Genomic DNA, 21,561 nt, shown 5'->3' with positions numbered 1-21,561 from the left:
TTGTTATGGAAAGGGGTACGGAGGTTCAGCCAGCCCGGATCACTTTTCTTTGACTTGAATCCAGATACTCTGCGCGCGCCCGTCTTTGAGAAACGGCAATGCTTCAACCGCATCAGGACGATCCTGTTGCAGGAAGTACCCCGGCCAAAGCAATGAATACGCGCCGGATTGCAACAAAGCATGCAGGATGTACTGCTCTCCCCATCCGGGGCAATCATAGAAGAACCGCTTGGGGTACTCGAAGGGCAGAAAAACATCATGTACGTGAATCACCACACCCGGCTTTAGCGCGGGAATGATGCGGCAGAACAGATGTGCCACGTCGTTGCTCATCCGTACGACGTGGCTGGAATCGATGAACAGAACGTCACCTGCTTCAAGCTGATCGAACAGCGCCGGATCGACCTCTTCCAGCCGCTTCTGTTCAAAGTGATCGACGACATGCGCGATATCCGCCCGTGGATACGGATCAATCGCAGTGATCTGCGTATCCAAACCGCCGTCGATGATGGCCTGCCGGGTGACGCGGGTTGAATTGCCGCAGCCGACCTCAATCACGCGTTTGGGCGCGAACCGCCGGATCATCAGGTACAACGCGTCAGCATCCGGGCTGTCGTAATATCCATTGCCCAGGCGATAGCCGGTTTGATTGCGCGCAGGGTCTTTCAACGCCTCCAATGCGGCAGCGTGCTGACCATACTCTGCAACCAGCTCGGTGATATCAAATCCCTCCATCCCCGGCGACAAGGCATAGGCCGGGCGGGTCAACCCGCCTGCCCTTTCAAACGCCTCAAGCCGCGCACGCTCGTCCAGTTCCGTGACCTTATCGACCAGCTTCACCCCCAACTCATCAAGGGCTGCGTTGATCTGCGGGAATTTTCTGGGTTTCACGGGCGGCTCCACTTGGCGGTTCGTGTGTTCCATACCTTTGCAGGCCGGGCTTGTGCAAGAAGAGCCACCCCAAACGCTTGGCAAAACAGAAATTTCCGTATTCACTGGTCGGATTAGTAGTACGAGGGTCGCCATGCAGCAAGAGTTCACGCTGGGCATAGAAGAAGAGTATCTGCTGGTCGATCGCGACAGCCTGCAACTTGCGCAAGCACCCACCGCCTTGATGGAGGCTTGCCAAGCGGATTTCGAAGGACAGGTCAGCCCCGAATTCCTGCAATGCCAGATCGAAGTCGGCACCCGGCCACATTCAACAGTCAAGTCAGCCCGAGAAGACTTGAAACGCCTACGTTCATGCGTTGCGAGTCGGGCTGCAGAATACAACCTCGCGCCAATTGCCGTGTCCTGCCACCCGTTTGCCGACTGGAAAAAACAGCACCACACCCGTAAGGATCGCTATGACGCGCTGCAACATGCCCTTGGTGGCGTGGCCCGGCGCATGTTGATCTGCGGGATGCACGTTCACGTTGGTGTCGAAGACCCTGCCCTGCGCGCTGACCTAATGCCTCAGCTGTCCTACTTCTTGCCGCATCTGTTGGCCCTGTCGACGTCGTCGCCCTATTGGAACGGAGAGGATACGGGCCTTTCCTCCTACCGCCTGACCGTGTTTGACAACCTGCCACGCACAGGGTTGCCACCGGTTCTGGCCAGTTGGTCGGATTATGAACGCACCACCGGCATTCTGGTCGAGTTGGGCGTGATCGAGGACACGACAAAGATTTGGTGGGACCTGCGCCCGTCACACCGATTTCCAACTCTGGAAACACGGATCATGGATGTGCAACCACGGTTGGAGCACACATTGTCGCTGGCCGCCCTGGCCCAAGCGCTGACCCGCATGCTGTGCCGCCTGAAGGATCGCAATCTGCGTTGGCGGCATTACGATCAGTTCCTGATCAGTGAAAACCGTTGGCGCGCGCAGCGCTATGGCGTGGGCGAAGGCTTGATCGACTTTGGCGACCGTTCCATCAAACCCATGCCCGAGCTGATGGGTGAACTGATGGGAATGCTGGCCGAAGACGCCGAGGCACTGGGCACCATGACCGAGTTGGCGCGCCTGCAGCAAATCGCACAGACCGGCACGTCGGCCACCCGACAGCGCCGCGTCCATGCCGAAGCTGCAGCACGCGGCGAAGATCCCGGCAAAGCCGTCGTGCAGCACCTGATCGAAGAATTTCATCACGATCTTTAATGCCCCTGCCGATTGCTGGCCGTGCAAAATTTCTGTAAGAATTCGGAAATAAACAGTCGTTCAATTCATTCGGCAGCGTGGGAGGCAAGCCTTGGATTTCGCACTAACAGAAGAGCAAACCGCAATCTTCGACATGGCGTATGATTTCGGGCAGGACAACATCGCCCCGAACGCTCGCCAGTGGGAGGCTGACGGAACCATCCCCAAAGACCTTTGGCCGCAAATTGGCGAGTTGGGGTTCGGCGGACTTTATGTCTCGGAAGACAGCGGCGGGTCCGGCCTTACCCGTCTGGACGCGACATTGGTGTTCGAAGCGCTGTCAATGGCTTGCCCTTCCGTCGCGGCCTTTCTGTCGATCCACAACATGTGCGCCAAAATGTTGGACAGTTTCGGAAGCGACGATCTGAAATCCCGCATCATGCCGGATGTGCTAAGCCTCAATACCATCCTCAGCTATTGCCTGACGGAACCCGGATCAGGCTCGGACGCGGCTGCACTGAAAACCCGTGCGGATCGCACGAATGAGGGGTATACGCTGAACGGCACCAAGGCCTTTATCTCGGGTGGTGGTTACTCTGATGCCTATGTCTGCATGGTGCGCACCGGCCAGGATGGGCCAAAGGGCATTTCAACGGTTTATGTCGAGGACGGCACGCCGGGCCTCAGCTTTGGCGCGCTGGAACAGAAGATGGGCTGGAAAAGCCAGCCGACAGCGCAGGTGCAATTCGATGACTGCCACATCCCGGCCGGAAATCTGGTGGGCACCGAAGGGGATGGGTTTAAATATGCGATGAAGGGTCTGGATGGCGGGCGGCTCAATATCGCCTCTTGTTCCCTGGGGGCTGCCCAGTCCGGGCTCAACATGACCTTGCAATACATGTCTGAACGCAAGGCATTCGGCCAATCGATCGACCAGTTTCAGGCGCTACAATTCCGGCTGGCGGATATGGAGATCGAACTGCAAGCCGCCCGTACCTTCCTGCGGCAGGCCGCCTGGAAGCTGGATCAGGGCACGCCCGATGCCACCAAGTTTTGCGCCATGGCCAAGAAATTTGTGACCGAGACTGGATCGAAAGTTGTCGACCAATGCCTGCAATTGCATGGTGGCTATGGTTATCTGGCCGATTATGGCATCGAAAAACTGGTGCGCGATCTGCGCGTTCACCAGATTCTGGAAGGCACCAATGAAATCATGCGGGTCATCGTCGCCCGTCAAATGCTTGCCGAACACTGAGGAACTCATGCCAGACATCGACATCCGCATCACTGGTCGCGCCGGGCGCATCACCCTGACCCGACCAAAGGCCCTGAACGCGATGACCTATGATATGTGCATGGCCATCGACACGGCCCTGCGCAACTGGCGCGAAGATGATGCCGTGGATCTGGTCATCTTGGACGCCGAAGGCGACAAGGCCTTTTGTGCGGGCGGCGATATCGCCGACCTTTACGCGTCAGGTTGCAAGGGGGATTTCGATTATGGACGTACCTTCTGGCGCGATGAATACCGGCTGAATGCGCTGATCTTCGAATACCCCAAACCGGTCATCAGCTTTCTGCAGGGTTTCACCATGGGCGGTGGCGTGGGCATTGGATGCCATGGCAGCCACCGGATCGTTGGGGAAAGCTCGAAGATTGCTCTGCCGGAATGTTCGATTGGGCTTTTGCCGGATGTTGGCAGCACAATGATGCTGGCGCTGGCCCCCGGTCGTCTAGGCGAATACCTGGGCACAACCGGTCATCGAATGGGCCCCGGAGACGCCGTCTTTGCCGGTTTTGCCGACCACTTCATCCCGATATCGGATTGGTCCGCCTTAATCGAGATGCTCGAGGCTTCGGGTGATGCCGAACTGATTGCAAAACATTCCACGCCGCCGCCCGAAAGCACATTGGAACAACAGCACTCCGTTATCGAAGCCCTATTCGCCGGGGAAAGCCTGGGCGATGTCCTGAACGCATTGACCCATTCCAGCGACGCAATGGCTGCGGACGCGCTGACGCTGATGGGCCGCAATTCGCCGCTGTCGATGGCTTGTACGGTCGAAGCGCTGCATCGCCTACGGGGGCCCAGCCTGACGCTGCGCAAGGCGTTGGAACTGGAATACCGCTATACGTTCCGCGCGATGGAGCATGGCGACTTTCTGGAAGGAATTCGGGCTCAGATCATCGACAAGGACCGTAATCCACAATGGCGGTTTGCCGACCAATCCGTACCAGCGGTGGCAGTGTCGAAAATGCTGCAGCCACTGGGCAAAGACATGCTGACATTTGAGGAGGTTTGAGAGATGAAAATCGGGTTTATCGGTCTGGGCAATATGGGCAATCCAATGGCCGCCAATCTGGCAAAAGCCGGGCATGAGGTGACTGGTTTTGACATGGCCGAGGTCAGTGTCGCTGGTGTCGCCATGACCGGTTCGGGGGCCGAAGCTGCCGCAAACGCCGATATCGTCATCACCATGCTGCCAAACGGAAAAATCTTGCGCGCTGTCGGGGATGAGATCATCCCTGCAATGCAATCCGGGACTGTGTGGATCGATTGTTCAACCGTCGATGTCGACAGCGCCCGCGCTGCCGCGGATCAGGCAAAACAGGCTGGAATTCTGGCGGTAGATGCCCCTGTTTCGGGTGGAATCGGCGGCGCAGCGGCTGGCACTTTGACTTTCATGGCAGGTGGCAGCGATGCCGCATTTGCGAAAGCCGCGCCGCTGTTCGATATCATGGGTCAAAAAGCCGTTCATTGCGGTGAATCCGGCGCCGGTCAGGCTGCCAAGATCTGCAATAACATGATCCTAGGTGTCACCATGATTGCCACGTGCGAAGCTTTTGCGCTGGCAGATAAACTGGGCCTGGACAGGCAAAAGATGTTTGATGTGGTCAGCACATCCTCGGGCTATAGCTGGACCATGAACGCCTATTGTCCCGCACCCGGCGTGGGGCCGGAAAGCCCGGCAGACAACAATTACCAACCCGGTTTCGCCGCTGAATTGATGCTGAAAGACCTGCGTCTAAGCCAACAGGCCGCCGAAAGCTCGGATGCCGATACGCCGATGGGTCAAGCCGCAACCGCGCTTTATGAACAGTTCGTTGAGTCTGAGGGGGGATTGGGCATGGACTTCTCTGCCATGCTGCCGCGGTTCGAAAAGCGCGGTCGTAGTTAGGCGCGCTGCGTGGGCGGCTTCTTGCCCACGGGGTTGACCATACAGGAACCAACGGCCATTTGTCTTTAACTACGGCATGTTTGCAGAGGGAAGTTAGATGTCGCGAGTCTTAACTATTTCCACGTCAATCCTCGCGCTCGCGCTCAGCGCTGGGCTTGCCGACGCCGGGAACGGCAAAGGGAAAGCCGGGCATTGCCCTCCTGGACTGGCCAAGAAAGCCGTTCCGTGTGTGCCGCCGGGTCAGGTTAAGAACCTCTATCGCACGGGCGACTACATCAACCGCGACTATCGCTGGATCAACGACCCGTATCGCTATGGGCTGAACCGTGGCAGCTACATCCGCGCAGGTGACTATGTCTATCGAGTCGATCCTGATACACGAAAAGTGCTGAACCTTATCGGTGCGGTGGCTGACATCCTTAACTGAGAATCAGCGCCCTATTCCGCAGCAACACGCGCGCCCTCAAGCATCTGCTTCAGATACCGCCCCGTATGGCTGCGTTCCACTGCAGCCACATCCTCGGGCGTGCCGGTCGCGACGATCTCACCACCACCATCGCCACCTTCGGGGCCGATATCAATGATGTGGTCGGCGGTTTTCACAACGTCCAGGTTGTGTTCGATCACCACAACCGTATTGCCCTGATCGACCAGTTCATGCAGCACTTCCAACAGCTTACGGACGTCTTCGAAATGAAGACCGGTGGTTGGCTCGTCCAGGATATACAAAGTCCGCCCGGTTGAACGCTTGGACAACTCCTTTGACAGCTTCACCCGCTGCGCCTCACCACCAGACAGCGTAGTCGCCTGCTGACCGACCTTGATATAGCCAAGCCCGACCCGTGCCAGCGCATCCATCTTGTCGCGGATCGAGGGCACGGCCTTAAAGAACTCCTGCGCATCTTCCACTGTCATATCAAGAACATCGGCGATGGACTTACCCTTGAACTTGATCTCAAGCGTTTCGCGGTTGTAGCGCGCGCCCTTGCAGGTTTCGCAGGTGACGTAAACATCGGGCAGAAAGTGCATCTCGATCTTAATGACGCCGTCACCCTGACAGGCTTCGCACCGGCCACCCTTGACGTTAAAGCTGAACCGACCGGGCTTGTAGCCGCGCGCCTTGGCCTCCGGCAGACCGGCGAACCAGTCGCGGATCGGGGTGAAGGCCCCGGTGTAAGTTGCTGGATTCGAACGTGGAGTCCGCCCGATCGGACGTTGGTCAATATCGATGACCTTGTCCAGATGTTCCAACCCTTTGATCGTCTCACACGGCGCCGGGGTCTGTCGCGCACCGTTCAAACGCATCGAGGCCGTCTTGAACAGCGTTTCAATCGTCAACGTCGATTTGCCACCGCCCGACACTCCGGTCACGCAGACAAACTTACCCAGCGGGAAATCGGCGGTGACGTTCTTCAGGTTGTTGCCCGTCGCCTTGACCACCGAGACCCGTTTCTTATTCCCCTTGCGCCGTTCTGTTGGAACGGCAATTTCCCGTGTGCCTGCCAAATACTGACCGGTCATAGAGGCTGCATCTGAAGCGATCTGTTCAGGTGTGCCCTTACTGACCACCTGTCCGCCATGAACACCGGCTCCAGGTCCTATATCAAACACATAGTCGGCCTCACGGATTGCCTCTTCGTCATGTTCGACGACGATCACCGTGTTGCCCTGATCGCGCAGGTTCTTGAGCGTACCCAGAAGGCGGTCGTTGTCCCGCTGGTGCAGCCCGATTGAGGGCTCGTCCAGCACGTACAGAACGCCGGTCAGGCCGGAACCGATCTGGCTGGCCAGACGAATCCGCTGGCTTTCGCCCCCGGACAGTGTTCCACTTGAACGGGACAACGTAAGATATTCTAATCCAACGTTATTCAGGAATCCCAACCGTTCACGAATCTCTTTAAGGATTGCCCGTGCGATCTCATTCTTCTGAACGCTGAGATGGTTCGGAGCATCCTCGACCCACGCCAGAGCCTCTTTGATCGACATCTGAACAACCTGTCCCACATGCAGACCTGCGATCTTGACGGCCAAAGCCTCGGGGCGCAGGCGATACCCTTCGCAGGACCCACAGTGGCGGTTGTTCTGGTAGCGTTCGAACTCTTCCCTAATCCAGGCGCTGTCGGTCTCGCGATAACGGCGCTCCATATTGGGAATCACGCCCTCGAAACTGCGAGTGACCTGATACACCCGACCGCCTTCGTCATAACGGAACTGGATCTCCTCATCGCCAGACCCGCGCAAAAACACCTGTTGGACCTTTGGCGGCAGGTCTTTCCAAGGCGTATTCTTGTCGAACTCGTAATGCCGCGCGATGGCTTCGATGGTTTGCAGGAAATAGGGCGACTTTCCTTTGCGCCACGGGGCCAAGGCACCATCATAGAGTTTCAGCGTCTGGTCCGGCACTACAAGCCGTTCGTCAAAAAACAGCTCGACCCCCAGGCCATCGCAGTCCGGACAGGCCCCGAACGGCGCGTTGAATGAAAACAGGCGGGGCTCTATCTCAGGGATGGTAAAGCCGCTGACCGGGCACGCAAAATTTTCACTGAAGGTAATCCGCTCAGGATCACCTTCGCGCGGCGCGGTTTCCAGAACCGCGATCCCGTCTGCCAGATCCAGAGCGGTCCGCAGGCTGTCGGCCAGACGCGTTTCCATCCCCTCGCGCACAACCAGTCGGTCGACCACGACATCGATATCGTGGCGGAACTTCTTGTCCAGCGTGGGCGGCTCATCGAGCTCATAGAACTCGCCATCAACTTTCACGCGCTGAAAACCCTGTTTGCGCAGTTCGAGGAATTCCTTTTTGTACTCCCCCTTCCGGTCCCGCACGATGGGCGCCAGAAGATACCCGCGCGTGCCCTCCTCCATCGTCATGATACGGTCGACCATGTCCTGCACCTGTTGCGCCTCAATCGGTTGACCGGTCGCGGGGCTGTAGGGCGTGCCTGCGCGCGCAAATAACAGACGCATATAGTCGTAAATCTCGGTCACCGTCCCAACGGTCGAACGCGGATTTTTCGACGTGGTTTTCTGTTCAATCGAAATCGCCGGGGACAGGCCGCTGATATGGTCTACATCCGGCTTTTCCATCATATCCAGGAACTGACGCGCATAAGCCGACAGGCTTTCGACATAGCGACGCTGACCTTCGGCATAAATCGTATCAAAGGCCAAAGACGACTTGCCAGAACCCGACAACCCGGTGATCACCACCAGCTGATCGCGCGGAATATCCACGTCAATGCCCTTGAGGTTATGCTCGCGCGCGCCGCGCACCTCGATATTCTTCAGCTCAGCCATTTTGGCCCCCAACACACAAGTGTCCTAGAAATAGGCGAGCGGCTCCGAGTCTCCAACAAAAAAGTTAGAACAAAGTGTGAACGACCGAATTATTGCCGACATCTCCTGACAGTATGACCCCGATCCGATATGTGCCCCGGAAGGGGTTGATTGAATATTCGGTATTTCAGGAAAATGGCGCGGTTGACGGGGCTCGAACCCGCGACCCCCGGCGTGACAGGCCGGTACTCTAACCAACTGAGCTACAACCGCGCATTTAGGGTCTATGTGCGATCCATTAACCCGGATCAAAGGCTGGCAGCGATGGCGCGGTTGACGGGGCTCGAACCCGCGACCCCCGGCGTGACAGGCCGGTACTCTAACCAACTGAGCTACAACCGCCCGCTGCCCGTTCGTTGCTGAACGTTGGGGTGTATTATGGCCACGCCCCGGCATCGTCAAGCGGGGTTTTGAAGTTTTTTTAAAGAAGGCAGAAATTGTTTCCGGGCTTCGCGACACACCTTCTTCGGAACCAGACCTTTCCGAAGCTACCGCAAGACCCCAAACACACTTTATCTAAAATGATTCTCAAACTTGGAAATGTCGAAATATCCAAGGATTTTTCTTTCAATCGATTCCATCGAAACACACTCATAGGTTGTATGTTTTCTGAAAAACCCGAACATAATCCTCGATATATCTGTATCTAGCAAAACGACCCTTTGAGCGGCTTGAAACCCCCGCCATTATTCAGCCACATTGCGTGTGCAAGAGGCGACACTGCCCCCACAAAATCAAAAATACGTGTCGGCAAACTTGCGCAGGCAAGTCTCGAAGTGAAGTATCCCAGCGGATAACAAAATCTCGGCTTACGAGATCGGAAGGAAGCTTAACGCAATCAAAAGTCATGATTTGTGATGACCTATCGGTTGCGTTGTTAATGATGGAAATAGCGGAATGTCAGTTGCAAATCAGAATTACCCGGGCGCCAGCCCAACCGGTCATGAATATGTTGACGGATTGATTTGGGGGACCTCTTGGAACCTTGGCACAAATAACGGAGGACCGGCTGGCACGATTACCTATTCATTCGGGGATTCGTCGGTTCAGGGCTTCGTAGATTTTCTCCCCCATGAAAAACAGGCGTTCCGCCAAGCCCTGGCCGTGATCGAACAATACATCCCGATTGACTTTGTCGAGGTCAATTTCCTATCGCCTCAGGGGACGCCCTATTACGAAAACATCTCGTGGGGTCTAGTTACAACCCAATCCCTTGATGGCGGCCTCGGCGCACACCAAGTGCCCGGAAGCGATCCCATTCTGCAAGGGTTTGGTATCAACACCCTGTTTGGCTGGTTCGCATACGATACTCCTCTGTTCAGCCAATCCGCGCTGGCAAAGGGCGGCGAAGGATTTGCAACCATAGTGCATGAGATCATGCATGGCCTCGGCCTTGCACATCCGCATGACAATGGTGGACAATCAACCGTCTTCGACGGTGTGACACAGGCGTTCGATGACTATGGAACCGATGGTCAGAACCAAGCCGTCTACACGATCATGTCCTATAACTCTGGCTACCCGCAGGTTGTACCGCTGCCTTCGTTCAACTACGGCGGCGTGGCCTCGCCCATGGCACTGGACATCGCCGCACTTCAAGCGATTTATGGAACCAAGTCAAACAATACGGGCAACAACGTCTATTCTTTGAAAGGGTCCAATGCTCCCGGCACCTATTGGGAGGCGATCTGGGATACGGGTGGAACTGATACAATTTCAGCCAGTGGCCTTTGGAAGAGCGTGAGGATCAGCCTGAAGGCTGCTGATCTGGAAGGTCACGATGCTGGGGGAACGCCGTCGCACGCGGCCGGGGTCAGCGGTGGCTTCACGATCGCCAATGGTGTTGTCATTGAAAACGCTGCTGGTGGCCACGCCGGAGACTTCCTTTATGGCAACGACGTTGCAAATCTCATGGTCGGTAATGGTGGCAATGACCTGATTGCAGGCGGAAATGGCAACGACACCATTAAAGGCGGCCAAGGAAACGATTTCTTGATCGGTGGTCAAGGCAACGACACCCTGACCGGCGGCAACGGTTTGGACAACTTCATCATCAAAGACAGCGATGGCAACGACACCATCACAGGTGGCCTTGGGATTGATACCCTCTCGTTCAACGGCTCATCTGCTGCGACCGTGGATCTGTCGGTTGCGACCGCTCAGGATACCGGATACGGCATGGATACGATCACCTTGGTCGAAAACGCCGTAGGAACTGCGCAGGACGATCAGCTTACTGGCGATGATCTGGCAAACACCTTTATCGGTAACGATGGAAACGACACGCTTGACGGCCAGAAAGGCGCGGATCTGCTTCAGGGTGGCGTTGGCAAAGATACGATTTCCGGTGGCAATGGTTGGGATACACTGCGTGGTGGCAACGGCTCTGATATCATTGACGGTGGTCTAGGCAATGATGCGATCTTCGGCGGCAAAGGGATCGACACGATCATCGGCGGCGCCGGCTTGGATACGATGACCGGCGGTATCGGAACGGATACGTTTGTTTTTAATGATATCACCGACAGCGGTACCAAAGGGTCTCTGGCCGACAAGATCACGGATTTCACCCAAGGCGAAGACAAGATCGATCTGAGCGGTATCGACGCCAGCACGGTTCTTGTTGGCGATGACGCTTTCGTCTTCAACGGCACGACCCCAATCGGATCGTCCGACGAAGGTGAGATCTATTTCGTCAAGCAGGACAACGCTGGTACCGCATTCGACCAGACCCTGGTTTACGTTGATACAGACAATGACAGTGATCCTGAGATGGTCATCAAGCTATCTGGTCTGCATGACCTGACAGCGAACGACTTCATCCTGTAAGGCTGTATGCGAAATCAACAGGCAGCAGGTTTATGCTGCCTGTTTTTTTGTGTCCGCAGCATAGATAATTTACCCTTCGGGCACCCTTGCAAGCCTGCGGGACACTCTGTATTAGGCGCGCTTATGGGTGATTAGCTCAGTGGTAGAGCGCTTCGTTCACATCGAAGATGTCAGGAGTTCAAATCTCTTATCACCCACCATTCCTCTCATTGGTAGGCACCATCCAAATTTCCGTTTCTTGACCGATGCTTGCCAGATTTCTCCTGGGCTGCGTATCCTGCTTTGGACGGCCGCAAAATTTTGCGGCGCTTTGGGATGGAGTAGGAACGTGGCCAGATTGAAGCGGGACATCGGCCTCGTTGGGCTAACCTTCATCTCGGTTGGTGGAATCATTGGCTCTGGGTGGCTATTCGGTCCGTTGCTGGCGGTGCAACATGCAGGGCCTGCTGCCATCTTTTCATGGATCATTGGCGCCGCGGCAATGTTCATTCTGGCAATCACCTTCGCCGAAATATCGGCCATGCTGCCGATCCCAGGGGGCATCGCGCGGGTGCCGCAGTTTTCACACGGCAATATCGTCTCGATGACGATGGGTTGGACCGCGTGGATCGGCTATAACACCACCGCCCCGATCGAGGTCGAGGCGATGCTGAAGTACCTGGCCCCCTACGCCCCTTGGCTCCACACAGCAGACACAGGTGACCTGACTGGCGCGGGAATCACCGTGGCGCTGTTCTTCATGCTGCTGTTCGTCGCGGTTAACGCGTTAGGCGTCAAGTTCTTCACTCAGGTGAACGCGACACTGACATGGGCCAAGATCGCAATTCCAATCGTATTGGCCGCCTTGTTGATCGGCAATCGGTTCGACACTCAGAACTTCACTCAACCAGATGGATTCGCACCCTATGGGCTGCAAGGCATCATGGCTGCTGTCTCGACCGGAGGCGTTATCTTCTCCTTCATCGGCTTTCGTCATGTGGTTGATATGGCCGGTGAGGTTCGAAACCCCAAATTCGCCATCCCTGCCGCACTGATTCTGTCCATCGTGCTTTGCGCGTTGATCTATGTGGGCTTGCAAATCGCCTTTATCGGTGCGCTCGACTCGAAAATGCTGAGCAACGGTTGGGCCAGCCTGAGTTTCGGCGGTCAGGGCCCGTTGGACGGCGTCATCATATCGGTCGGGTTTGTCTGGTTCCTGAGCGTACTGAACATCGGATCGGTCATCGGTCCGTTCGGCAATGGCCTTGTCTCAACCGGATCAAATGCGCGGATCGCTATGGCTTTGGCAAAAAACGGATTTTTACCGTCGCGCCTGATGATGTTGTCGTCGTTCGGAGTGCCCCTTTGGGCACTGGCACTAAACTTCTTGATCGGCACCTTGTTTCTTTTGACGGTTCCTTTCACCACCGTCATCGCCTTGAATGGCGCCGCCATCGTGCTGTCTTTTGCGGTCGGTCCTATAGCCGTCGTGTGCCTGCGCCATCTGATGCCGGATCGCCCCAGATCCATCCGCATCCCCGCCGTGAAACTGGTTGCGGTCTCGGCCTTCGCCATCGCAACCCTTGTGGTTTATTGGAGCGGTTGGGACACGGTCTGGCGTCTGGGTGTCGCCCTTGCCATCGGAATGGCCCTGCTGCTGGTGCGGTTTCGCAACCGGTTGGATGAGATGGACGTGACCGAAGCGCTATGGCTGCTCCCTTATCTGGTGGGCGTCGGCCTGATCTCATATCTCGGACAGTTCGGGGATGGCGCGCTGAAGCAAATCCCGTTTGGGTGGGATATTGCGCTGTGCGTGTTGTTTTCTGCTGTGATCTTTGGGTTGGCAGTACGTTCTGCCCTGCCCCAGGAAAAGTTCCAGGAATACATCGACGAAGAAGAGATTCTGGACCCGAAAAAACCCATCATCGGGTTGTAAAAAAGGCGGGGTCTCCCCCGCCTTTGATCTGCTCAATGCGCTGTTGCCGATGGGCTGGCACCTTCGGCCGCCTTGGCTGCTGCTGCGGCGGCCTCTTCTGCGGCTTCATCCCATTCGACCGGCTCAGGCTCGCGGATCAGCGCGTGTTTCAGAACTTCCGAGACATGTGTAACCGGGATGATTTCCAACCCTTCTTTCACGTTGTCCGGAATTTCCGCCAGATCCTTTTCGTTTTCTTCCGGGATCAGAACGGTCTTGATACCACCACGCAGAGCCGCCAGCAGCTTTTCTTTCAAACCACCAATCGGCATCGCGTTACCGCGCAGTGAAACCTCACCCGTCATCGCGATATCCTTGCGCACCGGAATACCGGTCAGCACAGACACGATCGAGGTCACCATCGCCAGACCGGCGCTTGGGCCATCCTTAGGCGTGGCACCATCCGGCACGTGGACGTGAATATCCAACGTGTCGAATTTCGGCGGCTTCACCCCGATCTGGGGCGAGATTGACCGCACATAAGACGAGGCCGCGTCGATGGATTCTTTCATCACATCGCCCAGCTTACCGGTGGTCTTCATCCGACCCTTACCCGGCAGTTTCAGCGCCTCGATATGCAGCAGGTCGCCACCTACGGATGTCCACGCCAGACCGGTGACCACACCGACCTGATCATCTTGTTCGGCCAGACCATAACGGAATTTCGGCACGCCCAGGAATTCATCCAGATTGTCAGGCGTAACAATGACTTCTTCCGCCTCATTTTTGATGATCTTGGTCAGCGATTTCCGCGCTACCTTGGCGATCTCACGCTCAAGGTTCCGCACGCCCGCTTCGCGAGTGTAAGTGCGGATCATCTTTTGCAGCGCCTCATCCGTTAGCTCAAACTCCTTGGCTTTCAGACCATGGTTTTTAACTTGTTTGCTGATCAGGTGCTGCTTGGCGATCTCGCTCTTTTCTTCTTCGGTGTAACCGGCCAGCGGGATGATCTCCATCCGGTCCAGAAGAGGCCCTGGCATGTTGTAGCTGTTCGACGTGGTCAGGAACATCACATTGGACAGGTCATATTCGACCTCAAGGTAATGGTCCATGAACGTGCTGTTTTGCTCAGGATCCAACACCTCAAGCATGGCCGAGGCCGGATCGCCACGGAAGTCCTGACCCATCTTGTCGATCTCGTCGAGCAGGATGAGCGGGTTCGTAGTTTTTGCCTTTTTCAGCGCCTGGATGATCTTGCCGGGCATCGAGCCGATATAAGTCCGACGGTGGCCGCGAATCTCGGATTCGTCGCGCACGCCACCCAGCGAGATGCGAATGAACTCGCGCCCCGTTGCCCGTGCAACCGATTTACCCAAGCTGGTCTTACCAACACCCGGAGGACCGACAAGGCACAGGATCGGGCCCTTCAGCTTTTTCGATCGCTGTTGAACTGCCAAATATTCGACGATCCGTTCCTTGACCTTTTCCAGGCCATAGTGATCGGCATCCAGAATGTCCTGCGCCCGGCCCAAATCCTTTTTGACGCGGGATTTGGTGCCCCACGGCAGTGACAGAATCCAGTCCAGATAGTTACGAACAACGGTGGCCTCAGCCGACATTGGGCTCATGTTGCGCAGCTTTTTCAGCTCGCCTTCGGCCTTTTCACGCGCCTCTTGCGACAGCTTGGTCTCGTTGATCTTGGCTTCCAGCTCAGCGACTTCATTACTGCCGTCCTCGCCGTCGCCAAGCTCCTTCTGAATGGCCTTCATCTGCTCATTCAGATAATACTCGCGCTGCGTCTTCTCCATCTGGGACTTGACGCGCGTCTTGATCTTTTTCTCGACCTGCAGAACCGACATTTCGCCCTGCATCAGACCATAGACCTTCTCAAGCCGCTCGCTAACGCTGAGGGTTTCCAGCAGTTCCTGCTTTTGCTCGACCTCGATACCCAGATGACCTGACACAAGGTCGGCCAGCTTGGCGGGTTCGGCGGTTTCACCAACGGCGGTCAAGGCTTCTTCGGGGATGTTTTTGCGCACTTTTGCGTAGCGCTCGAACTCATCCGCAACGGTGCGCAGAAGCGCCTCGGTCGTGGTGACATCGCCCGGAATTTCGGTCAGATATTCGGCGCGAGCCTCGAAAAACTCTTCATTTTCAAGGAACTCGGTGATCTGCACGCGTGCTTGACCTTCGACCAGCACCTTTACGGTACCATCGGGCAGCTTCAGTAACTGCAAAACATTGGCCAGAACACCCGAGCGGTAAATTCCGTCTTCTGCCGGGTCATCATCACCCGGATCAATCTGGCTAGACAGCAAAATCTGTTTGTCGTCCTGCATCACCTCTTCCAATGCGCGGACGGATTTTTCCCGACCCACGAACAGCGGTACGATCATGTGCGGGAACACCACAATATCGCGCAGCGGAAGTACGGGGTATGAGGAATTAAGGGGCTCTTGCATGCTCAATCCTTATCGTTGGCAAGATGGCTCCGGTCCCTGTTCAGGCAACGCTCGGCCATCTCCTGTCTTGGACGATAAAGGTGGGGCCTCATCGCCCTTTTTCAACCTTACCGCCATGTATCGCGATTCAGAATGGCCCGAGGTTTAGCGGACTGCAAGGCGTCCAACGAACATATCCACGGAATTTAACAAAACATGCCAACAAGGCTTAGAATGCGTGCGTCAGAATACCCTTTGAACTGCACGAGACAGAAAAAACCCGTGCCCGTCCTCATTTTTGCACTCCAAACCCGTCTTCGAGGAATGGCAAACAAATCCACCGAATTTACCAGTCACACCATATTCGGCCCGATCAAATCCGTCGCGATGACGGTTGAGAGGACGGCACAGCATTTCGACCGGCCCGGTATTTGCCATGAAGAAATCATGCCCCCAATCGGATTGGCAATTAGACGGGCGCGGCAGGGCTGGATCACCCCGGCGCTCAATGATGGTGCAGTAGATGTCTGCGGTGTTCAGCTCTTGTCCAACCGAGCATTGGATGTTTTCCGACGGAGTTTCAAAAGTCCAGACGTCGGCATAAGCCGACGTCACAATCGCAGATAGAACAAGTAAGAATCCAAATAGGCGAGGCATCGTAACCCCCAACGAAAAAAAGAAAATTTCTTGGTTAATCAGTCTGTAGATTACCAAAAAATCAACGTTCTGTCATCAAGGGTTCAGCGCTACAGCGGTTCGATATCGCCTTGCGCCCGCTGTGCGTGAAACTCTGCCTGCCAAGCCTCGAACATACCGGCTGCAATGGCGTCTCGCATGCCCTGCATGATTTCCTGAAAGTAATGCAGGTTGTGCCAGGTCAACAGCATGCCCGAGATCATCTCGTTAGACCGGAACACGTGATGAAGGTAGGCCCGCGAATAGTTCGAACAGGCCGGGCAAGAGCATGCCTCATCCAGCGGTCGCGGATCATCGGCGTGACGGGCGTTCTTGATGTTCACAACGCCATAGCGAGTGAACACCTGGCCAGTGCGCCCCGAACGTGAAGGCAAGACGCAGTCCATCATGTCGATGCCACGCGCAACTGCGCCGACGATGTCGTCCGGCTTGCCGACCCCCATCAGATAACGCGGTTTATCGGTGGGCAAGAAGTCAGGCGCATAGTCGAGGCAATCGAACATCGCTTCCTGCCCCTCACCCACAGCCAGACCACCGACTGCGTAACCTTCGAAACCGATGGCTTTCAGGGCCTCAGCGCTTTCTTCGCGCAAGTCCTGTTCCAAACCGCCTTGAATAATGCCGAACAACGCGTGACCAGGGCGATCCCCGAAGGCTTCGCGTGAGCGTTCGGCCCAACGCATCGACAGGCGCATCGACTCGGCGATGCGGTCGCGGTCGGCAGGCAAGGCGGGGCACTCGTCGAAACACATGACAATGTCAGACCCCAGCAAGCGCTGAATCTCCATCGACCGTTCCGGCGTCAGCTCGTGTTTGGATCCGTCGACATGGGATTTGAACGTCACACCCTTTTCGGTCAGCTTGCGCAGCCCTGCCAGTGACATGACCTGAAACCCACCCGAGTCCGTCAGAATGGGTCGGTCCCAGTTCATGAATTTGTGCAACCCACCCAACCGGTCGATACGTTCCGCCGTGGGACGCAGCATCAGGTGATAGGTGTTGCCCAGCAGAATATCCGCCCCGGTCGCCCGCACACTTTCCGGCATCATCGCCTTGACCGTCGCTGCGGTGCCCACTGGCATAAAGGCCGGCGTGCGCACTTCGCCCCGCGGCGTGTTAATCACACCGGTTCTGGCCTTGCCATCGGTGGCTTTCAGGTCAAATGAAAAACGCTCGGTCATGGGGGGGTGCCTCGGGGTCTCTGAACCGGGCAGCATTTGCCCGATCTGTCGGTCCAATGCAACCCGTCAGGGAAGCGAGGCGACGCGGTCTGTGAACAGATGCACCACCCCTGCCCCATCTACATCCCGACACACACGAACCGGAGGTCGCGAAGGATCGGGACGAGTCGCGCCAACTTCAGCCCCCTCGGTCACCACGCGCAGCCCTGTTTCGACCATATCGAACATTGGTTCATGGGTGTAGGCAATCACAGCCGTCGAGTCGTGTAACCCACATCCCTCTAGCCCGCCAACCTCTTTGTAGAACTTCAAATAGAACCGAGAGATATCGCGCAGGAACCCACCCATATTCGGTGATCGGCTCGCCAACGCCTCGAAATCCGCGGTTTCATAAAGGGTTTTCAACGTCACATCCAAACCCACCAATACGGTCTGTGGTGGTGCAGCGAATACCTGATCTGCAGCCTGGGCGTCGTGATAGATGTTGGCTTCGGCGAATTGAGTGACGTTTCCGGGGCAATAAACCGCGCCCCCCATGATCACCAACCGTTTGATATTTGTCGCAAACTGCGGATCCAAACGCATAGCAGCGGCGACATTCGTCAGTGGACCAACTGCGCAAACGACTAACTCGTCCTTATGTTTACGCGCCATATCGACCAAAAACTCAGCTGCTGTCAGCGTATGATTGGCCCCAATCTCTGGAATCTCGGTCACATCGCCAAAACCTTCAGGCCCATGCACATGATCCGAGGGGTCATGACTGCTTTGTCCCACTGCAAAAGCCGCACCTTCGGCCACTGGTACTTCCAACCCCAGTTTGTCCAGCAAAAACCGCGCATTGCGGCTGGATTGGTGAATGTGTGTGTTACCGAAAACCGTCGTCAGACCGATCAGGTCAATCTCGGGCGCGGCAGCGGCATAAGCGATCGCCATGGCATCGTCGATGCCGGGGTCTGTATCGATAATCATTTTCATAGCGCCCGATACCGCAAACAAGACGGGATGCAAAGCGGTCACATTCCTGAATTTCCACCCCGCATCCGCAGCTTCAAAGATTTGCATCTGCGACTGTTCACCCCATACCAGAGTTGAAGTCGGGCGACTCAATCCCCACATGTATACCATAGTACACAATAAAAGAGGACAGATATGATCGAAGACCAGATTATTGGCTTGCTGACGTCCAATATCATTTACGTGCTGGCGGCGGTGCTGATCGTCGTTGTCATTTTCAAGGGCATTAAAATCGTCCCTCAATCGGAAAAATACGTGGTCGAACGGTTTGGCCGCCTGCATTCGGTGCTTGGCCCCGGCATCAATTTTATCGTTCCTTTTTTGGATGTTGCACGTCACAAGATATCTATTTTGGAACGCCAGTTGCCCAACGCGACCCAAGATGCGATTACCAAAGACAATGTTCTTGTGCAGATCGACACCTCGGTGTTTTATCGCATTCTCGAACCGGAAAAGACGGTGTATCGTATCCGTGACGTAGACGGTGCGATTGCGACAACTGTGGCCGGTATCGTACGGGCGGAAATCGGTAAAATGGACTTGGATGAGGTCCAATCGAACCGCGCACAACTGATCGAACGCATTCAGGAAAGCGTCGAAACCGCCGTGGATGACTGGGGTATCGAAGTGACCCGGGCCGAGATTCTGGACGTGAATTTGGATCAGGCCACCCGCGACGCGATGCTGCAGCAGCTGAACGCGGAACGCGCCCGCCGTGCGCAGGTAACCGAGGCCGAAGGTCAAAAGCGCTCGGTCGAGTTGCAGGCAGATGCCGAACTGTATGCCGCCGAGCAAACCGCCAAGGCGCGCCGCATTCAGGCCGAGGCTGAAGCTTATGCAACCGGCGTGGTCGCCAAGGCCATTCAGGACAACGGCATTGAAGCCGCGCAATATCAGGTTGCCCTGAAACAGGTCGAAGCTCTGAACGCCCTGGGCAACGGCACCGGTTCGCAAACGATCGTTGTGCCCGCCAATGCGCTGGAGGCTTTTGGCGACGCCTTCAAGATGCTGAAAGGAGGAAAATAATGGCCGATCCCTTCTGGCTGACCTGGTGGCTATGGCTGGCCGGAGCGCTGGCCTTGGGTATCCTTGAGATCGTACTACCCGGCTTTATCTTTCTGGGCTTTGCGATTGGGGCCGCTGTTACAGGGGTGTTGCTGGTTATCCCCGGTCTCACACCGTCTCTGCCAATCCTTCTGTTGATCTTTGCGGCACTGTCGCTGATCGCCTGGTTGGTGTTGCGCCGGGTGTATTCCCTGCCCCATGGTCAGGTGAAAACCTTCCGGCACGACATTAACGATTAAAAGTTTCTGGCGCCCCTCAGGGGGCGTCATTGCGCCTCTGGACGCTGCCGTTGGCTTTCCCTATATAATTGCTCAGGTAACAGACCCGAGGCACAAATGACTCATCCGAGTGAACACCTAGAAGGCACCCCACTGATTGCACCTTCGAGCGTTGAACACCCCCTATATGACAACGTGGTAGAAGCATGCCGCTCGGTCTTTGACCCTGAAATTCCGGTGAATATCTACGACCTTGGTCTGATCTACACGATTGACATCACTCAAGAAAACGCGGTGAAAATCATCATGACGCTAACCGCACCCGGCTGCCCGGTTGCCGGTGAAATGCCTGGTTGGATCGTCGAAGCGGTAGAGCCCGTCGCAGGCATCAAAGAGGTTGACGTCGAGCTGACATGGGAACCCCCCTGGGGCATGGAAATGATGTCCGACGAAGCGCGACTTGAACTTGGCTTTATGTAAGCCGGGCAAATAACCCCCTGACCTAAAAGCTTTATATTTCTGTCATCACCGCGTTAAAAAACCGTTACCAAAAACTGGTGATAGTGTCCGCGTGTCCATGCTTGCACCCCACCAAGCGCTGGCCGGGCCTGTGCTTGCCCCCCGTTAAAGACCCGGCTTAACGACCAGAACACTAGACCGCTCTTGCCCGAGAGCGGTCTTTTTCAAGCTAAAGCGCGACTTATTGCACGCCACATTTGGATTTAATTTCCGCCGCTCGTTCATCCAAGGCTTTTACATAATCGCCTGACAACATGGACAATCTCTTGTTTTCGGTTCCTGTTATTAGACCCAAAAGCGCCCCAGCGGGCAGAATTGATACCACACTTTCCACTTGCTGATCCTGCGCATGCTTTTTTTCGGCCGCAATTGCGCGCAGGTCACCTTCGGCAGTTGCACAATTAACGGGGTGTCTTTCCAGCTTTGCCTCAGCTAAAGCCACGCTTGCAAGTAACGGAGACATGGCAACAACCGACGCCAATGCAATGCTTTTGCAGGTAAAATTAATCTTGGTCATTTTGCTTCACCCTATATCTAACTGCCTGAAATTACCCGTGCTCAGCTAAGGTCAGCATGTTTCAAAACGCAAGAACAATCACCAACGCTCCGAATTGTTAGGTAAGAATGGCTGCTATGCCTTGAGCCATTGTCCTGTCGGTACTAAATTGAAGGCTACGCGCGACAACGGAGATCACAATGTTCGGCATTCCCGGCAAACAGGCCGTGACCATGACGCCTAAGGCGGCAGAGCAGATTGCCCGCCTGATGGATACTGGCGGCCATGCGGGCCTGCGCATCGGCATCAAAAAAGGTGGCTGCGCTGGCATGGAATACACGATGGACTATGTCGATCAGCCAGAAACGAACGACGAAGTCGTAGAACAGGATGGCGCACGGATCATGATTGCACCGATGGCGCAGATGTTCTTGTTCGGAACCGAGATCGACTATGAGGTCTCGCTGCTGGAATCCGGGTTCAAGTTCCGCAATCCAAATGTCGTTGACGCTTGTGGGTGTGGCGAATCGATTAAATTCGACGAAAAACTGTCTTCTCAATCTTAAGTCCC

18 protein-coding genes and 3 tRNA genes are annotated in these 21,561 nt (G+C 55.8%); 12 read left to right on the top strand and 9 right to left on the bottom strand.

The annotated features are described in order from the left end of the window. Positions 1-39: 39 nt before the first annotated feature. A complete protein-coding gene (locus GOX21_RS02045; RefSeq protein ID WP_170375158.1) occupies positions 40-891 on the bottom strand; it encodes a class I SAM-dependent methyltransferase in 852 nt (283 codons plus the stop codon). Positions 892-1,024: 133 nt separating this feature from the next. On the opposite strand from GOX21_RS02045, the gene GOX21_RS02040 reads away from it, so the two are divergent. The 5 genes from GOX21_RS02040 to GOX21_RS02020 all read left to right on the top strand — a co-directional run bounded on the left by GOX21_RS02040 (position 1,025) and on the right by GOX21_RS02020 (position 5,725). After that, the gene (locus GOX21_RS02040; protein WP_170375156.1) at positions 1,025-2,140 is read left to right on the top strand and encodes a carboxylate-amine ligase; all 1,116 of its coding nucleotides are present in this window, start codon (positions 1,025-1,027) and stop codon (positions 2,138-2,140) included. Between the two features lie 91 nt (positions 2,141-2,231). Then, positions 2,232-3,374 carry an acyl-CoA dehydrogenase family protein gene (locus tag GOX21_RS02035; protein ID WP_170375154.1) on the top strand — a complete coding sequence of 381 codons (1,143 nt, stop codon included), beginning with the start codon at positions 2,232-2,234 and terminating at the stop codon, positions 3,372-3,374. A gap of 7 nt (positions 3,375-3,381) precedes the next feature. Then, the gene (locus GOX21_RS02030) at positions 3,382-4,422 is read left to right on the top strand and encodes an enoyl-CoA hydratase/isomerase family protein (RefSeq protein ID WP_170375152.1); all 1,041 of its coding nucleotides are present in this window, start codon (positions 3,382-3,384) and stop codon (positions 4,420-4,422) included. Positions 4,423-4,425: 3 nt separating this feature from the next. Then, entirely contained in the window at positions 4,426-5,298 is an 873-nt protein-coding gene (gene mmsB / locus GOX21_RS02025; protein WP_170375150.1) for a 3-hydroxyisobutyrate dehydrogenase, read from the top strand. A gap of 97 nt (positions 5,299-5,395) precedes the next feature. Continuing rightward, the gene (locus GOX21_RS02020; RefSeq protein WP_170375148.1) at positions 5,396-5,725 is read left to right on the top strand and encodes a hypothetical protein; all 330 of its coding nucleotides are present in this window, start codon (positions 5,396-5,398) and stop codon (positions 5,723-5,725) included. A gap of 11 nt (positions 5,726-5,736) precedes the next feature. Here the strand turns inward: GOX21_RS02020 and uvrA are convergent, their stop codons facing one another. From uvrA to GOX21_RS02005, 3 genes are all read right to left on the bottom strand, one after another. Further along, positions 5,737-8,595 (bottom strand): excinuclease ABC subunit UvrA, encoded by a 2,859-nt coding sequence (uvrA, locus tag GOX21_RS02015; protein WP_170375146.1) that lies wholly within the window; start codon positions 8,593-8,595, stop codon positions 5,737-5,739. A 175-nt stretch (positions 8,596-8,770) separates the two neighbouring features. Beyond that, a tRNA-Asp gene (locus GOX21_RS02010) sits at positions 8,771-8,847 on the bottom strand. A 52-nt stretch (positions 8,848-8,899) separates the two neighbouring features. Further along, positions 8,900-8,976, bottom strand: a tRNA-Asp gene (locus GOX21_RS02005). Positions 8,977-9,531: 555 nt separating this feature from the next. Between GOX21_RS02005 and GOX21_RS02000 the strand changes: the two genes are divergently transcribed. From GOX21_RS02000 to GOX21_RS01990, 3 genes are all read left to right on the top strand, one after another. Next, complete coding sequence (locus tag GOX21_RS02000) at positions 9,532-11,463, top strand: M10 family metallopeptidase (RefSeq protein WP_170375144.1); 1,932 nt, start codon at positions 9,532-9,534, stop codon at positions 11,461-11,463. A gap of 125 nt (positions 11,464-11,588) precedes the next feature. Then, positions 11,589-11,663: transfer RNA gene (locus GOX21_RS01995), tRNA-Val, on the top strand. A gap of 128 nt (positions 11,664-11,791) precedes the next feature. Further along, positions 11,792-13,378, top strand: a complete 1,587-nt coding sequence (locus tag GOX21_RS01990) for an APC family permease (protein WP_170375142.1) — start codon at positions 11,792-11,794, stop codon at positions 13,376-13,378. Positions 13,379-13,410: 32 nt separating this feature from the next. On the opposite strand, the gene lon is transcribed toward GOX21_RS01990, so the two are convergent. The 4 genes from lon to GOX21_RS01970 all read right to left on the bottom strand — a co-directional run bounded on the left by lon (position 13,411) and on the right by GOX21_RS01970 (position 18,653). Further along, positions 13,411-15,819 (bottom strand): endopeptidase La, encoded by a 2,409-nt coding sequence (gene lon / locus GOX21_RS01985; RefSeq protein ID WP_170358266.1) that lies wholly within the window; start codon positions 15,817-15,819, stop codon positions 13,411-13,413. 222 nt (positions 15,820-16,041) lie between these two features. Continuing rightward, entirely contained in the window at positions 16,042-16,455 is a 414-nt protein-coding gene (locus GOX21_RS01980) for a DUF6636 domain-containing protein (RefSeq protein ID WP_170375140.1), read from the bottom strand. 89 nt (positions 16,456-16,544) lie between these two features. Continuing rightward, positions 16,545-17,675: a tRNA guanosine(34) transglycosylase Tgt gene (gene tgt, locus GOX21_RS01975; RefSeq protein WP_170375138.1), complete on the bottom strand. Its 1,131-nt coding sequence runs from the start codon at positions 17,673-17,675 to the stop codon at positions 16,545-16,547. A gap of 66 nt (positions 17,676-17,741) precedes the next feature. Further along, entirely contained in the window at positions 17,742-18,653 is a 912-nt protein-coding gene (locus GOX21_RS01970) for a nucleoside hydrolase (RefSeq protein ID WP_170376104.1), read from the bottom strand. Positions 18,654-18,827: 174 nt separating this feature from the next. On the opposite strand from GOX21_RS01970, the gene GOX21_RS01965 reads away from it, so the two are divergent. The 3 genes from GOX21_RS01965 to GOX21_RS01955 all read left to right on the top strand — a co-directional run bounded on the left by GOX21_RS01965 (position 18,828) and on the right by GOX21_RS01955 (position 20,455). Further along, a complete protein-coding gene (locus GOX21_RS01965) occupies positions 18,828-19,718 on the top strand; it encodes an SPFH domain-containing protein (RefSeq protein ID WP_170348566.1) in 891 nt (296 codons plus the stop codon). Next, the gene (locus GOX21_RS01960; protein ID WP_170348565.1) at positions 19,718-19,996 is read left to right on the top strand and encodes an NfeD family protein; all 279 of its coding nucleotides are present in this window, start codon (positions 19,718-19,720) and stop codon (positions 19,994-19,996) included. The genes GOX21_RS01965 and GOX21_RS01960 overlap by 1 nt, the downstream gene beginning before the upstream one ends. 96 nt (positions 19,997-20,092) lie before the next feature. Further along, the gene (locus GOX21_RS01955) at positions 20,093-20,455 is read left to right on the top strand and encodes an SUF system Fe-S cluster assembly protein (protein WP_170348564.1); all 363 of its coding nucleotides are present in this window, start codon (positions 20,093-20,095) and stop codon (positions 20,453-20,455) included. Positions 20,456-20,675: 220 nt separating this feature from the next. On the opposite strand, the gene GOX21_RS01950 is transcribed toward GOX21_RS01955, so the two are convergent. Further along, complete coding sequence (locus GOX21_RS01950; protein WP_170358260.1) at positions 20,676-21,011, bottom strand: hypothetical protein; 336 nt, start codon at positions 21,009-21,011, stop codon at positions 20,676-20,678. 179 nt (positions 21,012-21,190) lie between these two features. On the opposite strand from GOX21_RS01950, the gene GOX21_RS01945 reads away from it, so the two are divergent. Next, a complete protein-coding gene (locus GOX21_RS01945; RefSeq protein WP_170358258.1) occupies positions 21,191-21,556 on the top strand; it encodes a HesB/IscA family protein in 366 nt (121 codons plus the stop codon). Positions 21,557-21,561: the final 5 nt, after the last annotated feature.

Source organism: Ruegeria atlantica (assembly GCF_013032005.1).
Classification (GTDB): domain Bacteria; phylum Pseudomonadota; class Alphaproteobacteria; order Rhodobacterales; family Rhodobacteraceae; genus Ruegeria; species Ruegeria atlantica_A.
Note: the sequence above shows the minus strand (reverse complement) of the source record. Positions and strands in the feature narration are given on the sequence as shown.

Excerpts from the sequence above, each read along its gene's own strand:
- GOX21_RS01965 (WP_170348566.1), top strand. The coding sequence starts at position 18,828 with ATGATCGAAGACCAGATTATTGGCTTGCTGACGTCCAATATCATTTAC.
- mmsB (WP_170375150.1), top strand. The coding sequence starts at position 4,426 with ATGAAAATCGGGTTTATCGGTCTGGGCAATATGGGCAATCCAATGGCC.
- GOX21_RS01960 (WP_170348565.1), top strand. The coding sequence starts at position 19,718 with ATGGCCGATCCCTTCTGGCTGACCTGGTGGCTATGGCTGGCCGGAGCG.
- GOX21_RS02020 (WP_170375148.1), top strand. The coding sequence starts at position 5,396 with ATGTCGCGAGTCTTAACTATTTCCACGTCAATCCTCGCGCTCGCGCTC.
- lon (WP_170358266.1), bottom strand. The coding sequence starts at position 15,819 with ATGCAAGAGCCCCTTAATTCCTCATACCCCGTACTTCCGCTGCGCGAT.
- GOX21_RS01945 (WP_170358258.1), top strand. The coding sequence starts at position 21,191 with ATGTTCGGCATTCCCGGCAAACAGGCCGTGACCATGACGCCTAAGGCG.
- GOX21_RS02030 (WP_170375152.1), top strand. The coding sequence starts at position 3,382 with ATGCCAGACATCGACATCCGCATCACTGGTCGCGCCGGGCGCATCACC.
- GOX21_RS01980 (WP_170375140.1), bottom strand. The coding sequence starts at position 16,455 with ATGCCTCGCCTATTTGGATTCTTACTTGTTCTATCTGCGATTGTGACG.
- GOX21_RS01955 (WP_170348564.1), top strand. The coding sequence starts at position 20,093 with ATGACTCATCCGAGTGAACACCTAGAAGGCACCCCACTGATTGCACCT.
- GOX21_RS01950 (WP_170358260.1), bottom strand. The coding sequence starts at position 21,011 with ATGACCAAGATTAATTTTACCTGCAAAAGCATTGCATTGGCGTCGGTT.
- tgt (WP_170375138.1), bottom strand. The coding sequence starts at position 17,675 with ATGACCGAGCGTTTTTCATTTGACCTGAAAGCCACCGATGGCAAGGCC.
- GOX21_RS02000 (WP_170375144.1), top strand. The coding sequence starts at position 9,532 with ATGTCAGTTGCAAATCAGAATTACCCGGGCGCCAGCCCAACCGGTCAT.
- GOX21_RS01970 (WP_170376104.1), bottom strand. The coding sequence starts at position 18,653 with ATGAAAATGATTATCGATACAGACCCCGGCATCGACGATGCCATGGCG.
- GOX21_RS02040 (WP_170375156.1), top strand. The coding sequence starts at position 1,025 with ATGCAGCAAGAGTTCACGCTGGGCATAGAAGAAGAGTATCTGCTGGTC.
- uvrA (WP_170375146.1), bottom strand. The coding sequence starts at position 8,595 with ATGGCTGAGCTGAAGAATATCGAGGTGCGCGGCGCGCGCGAGCATAAC.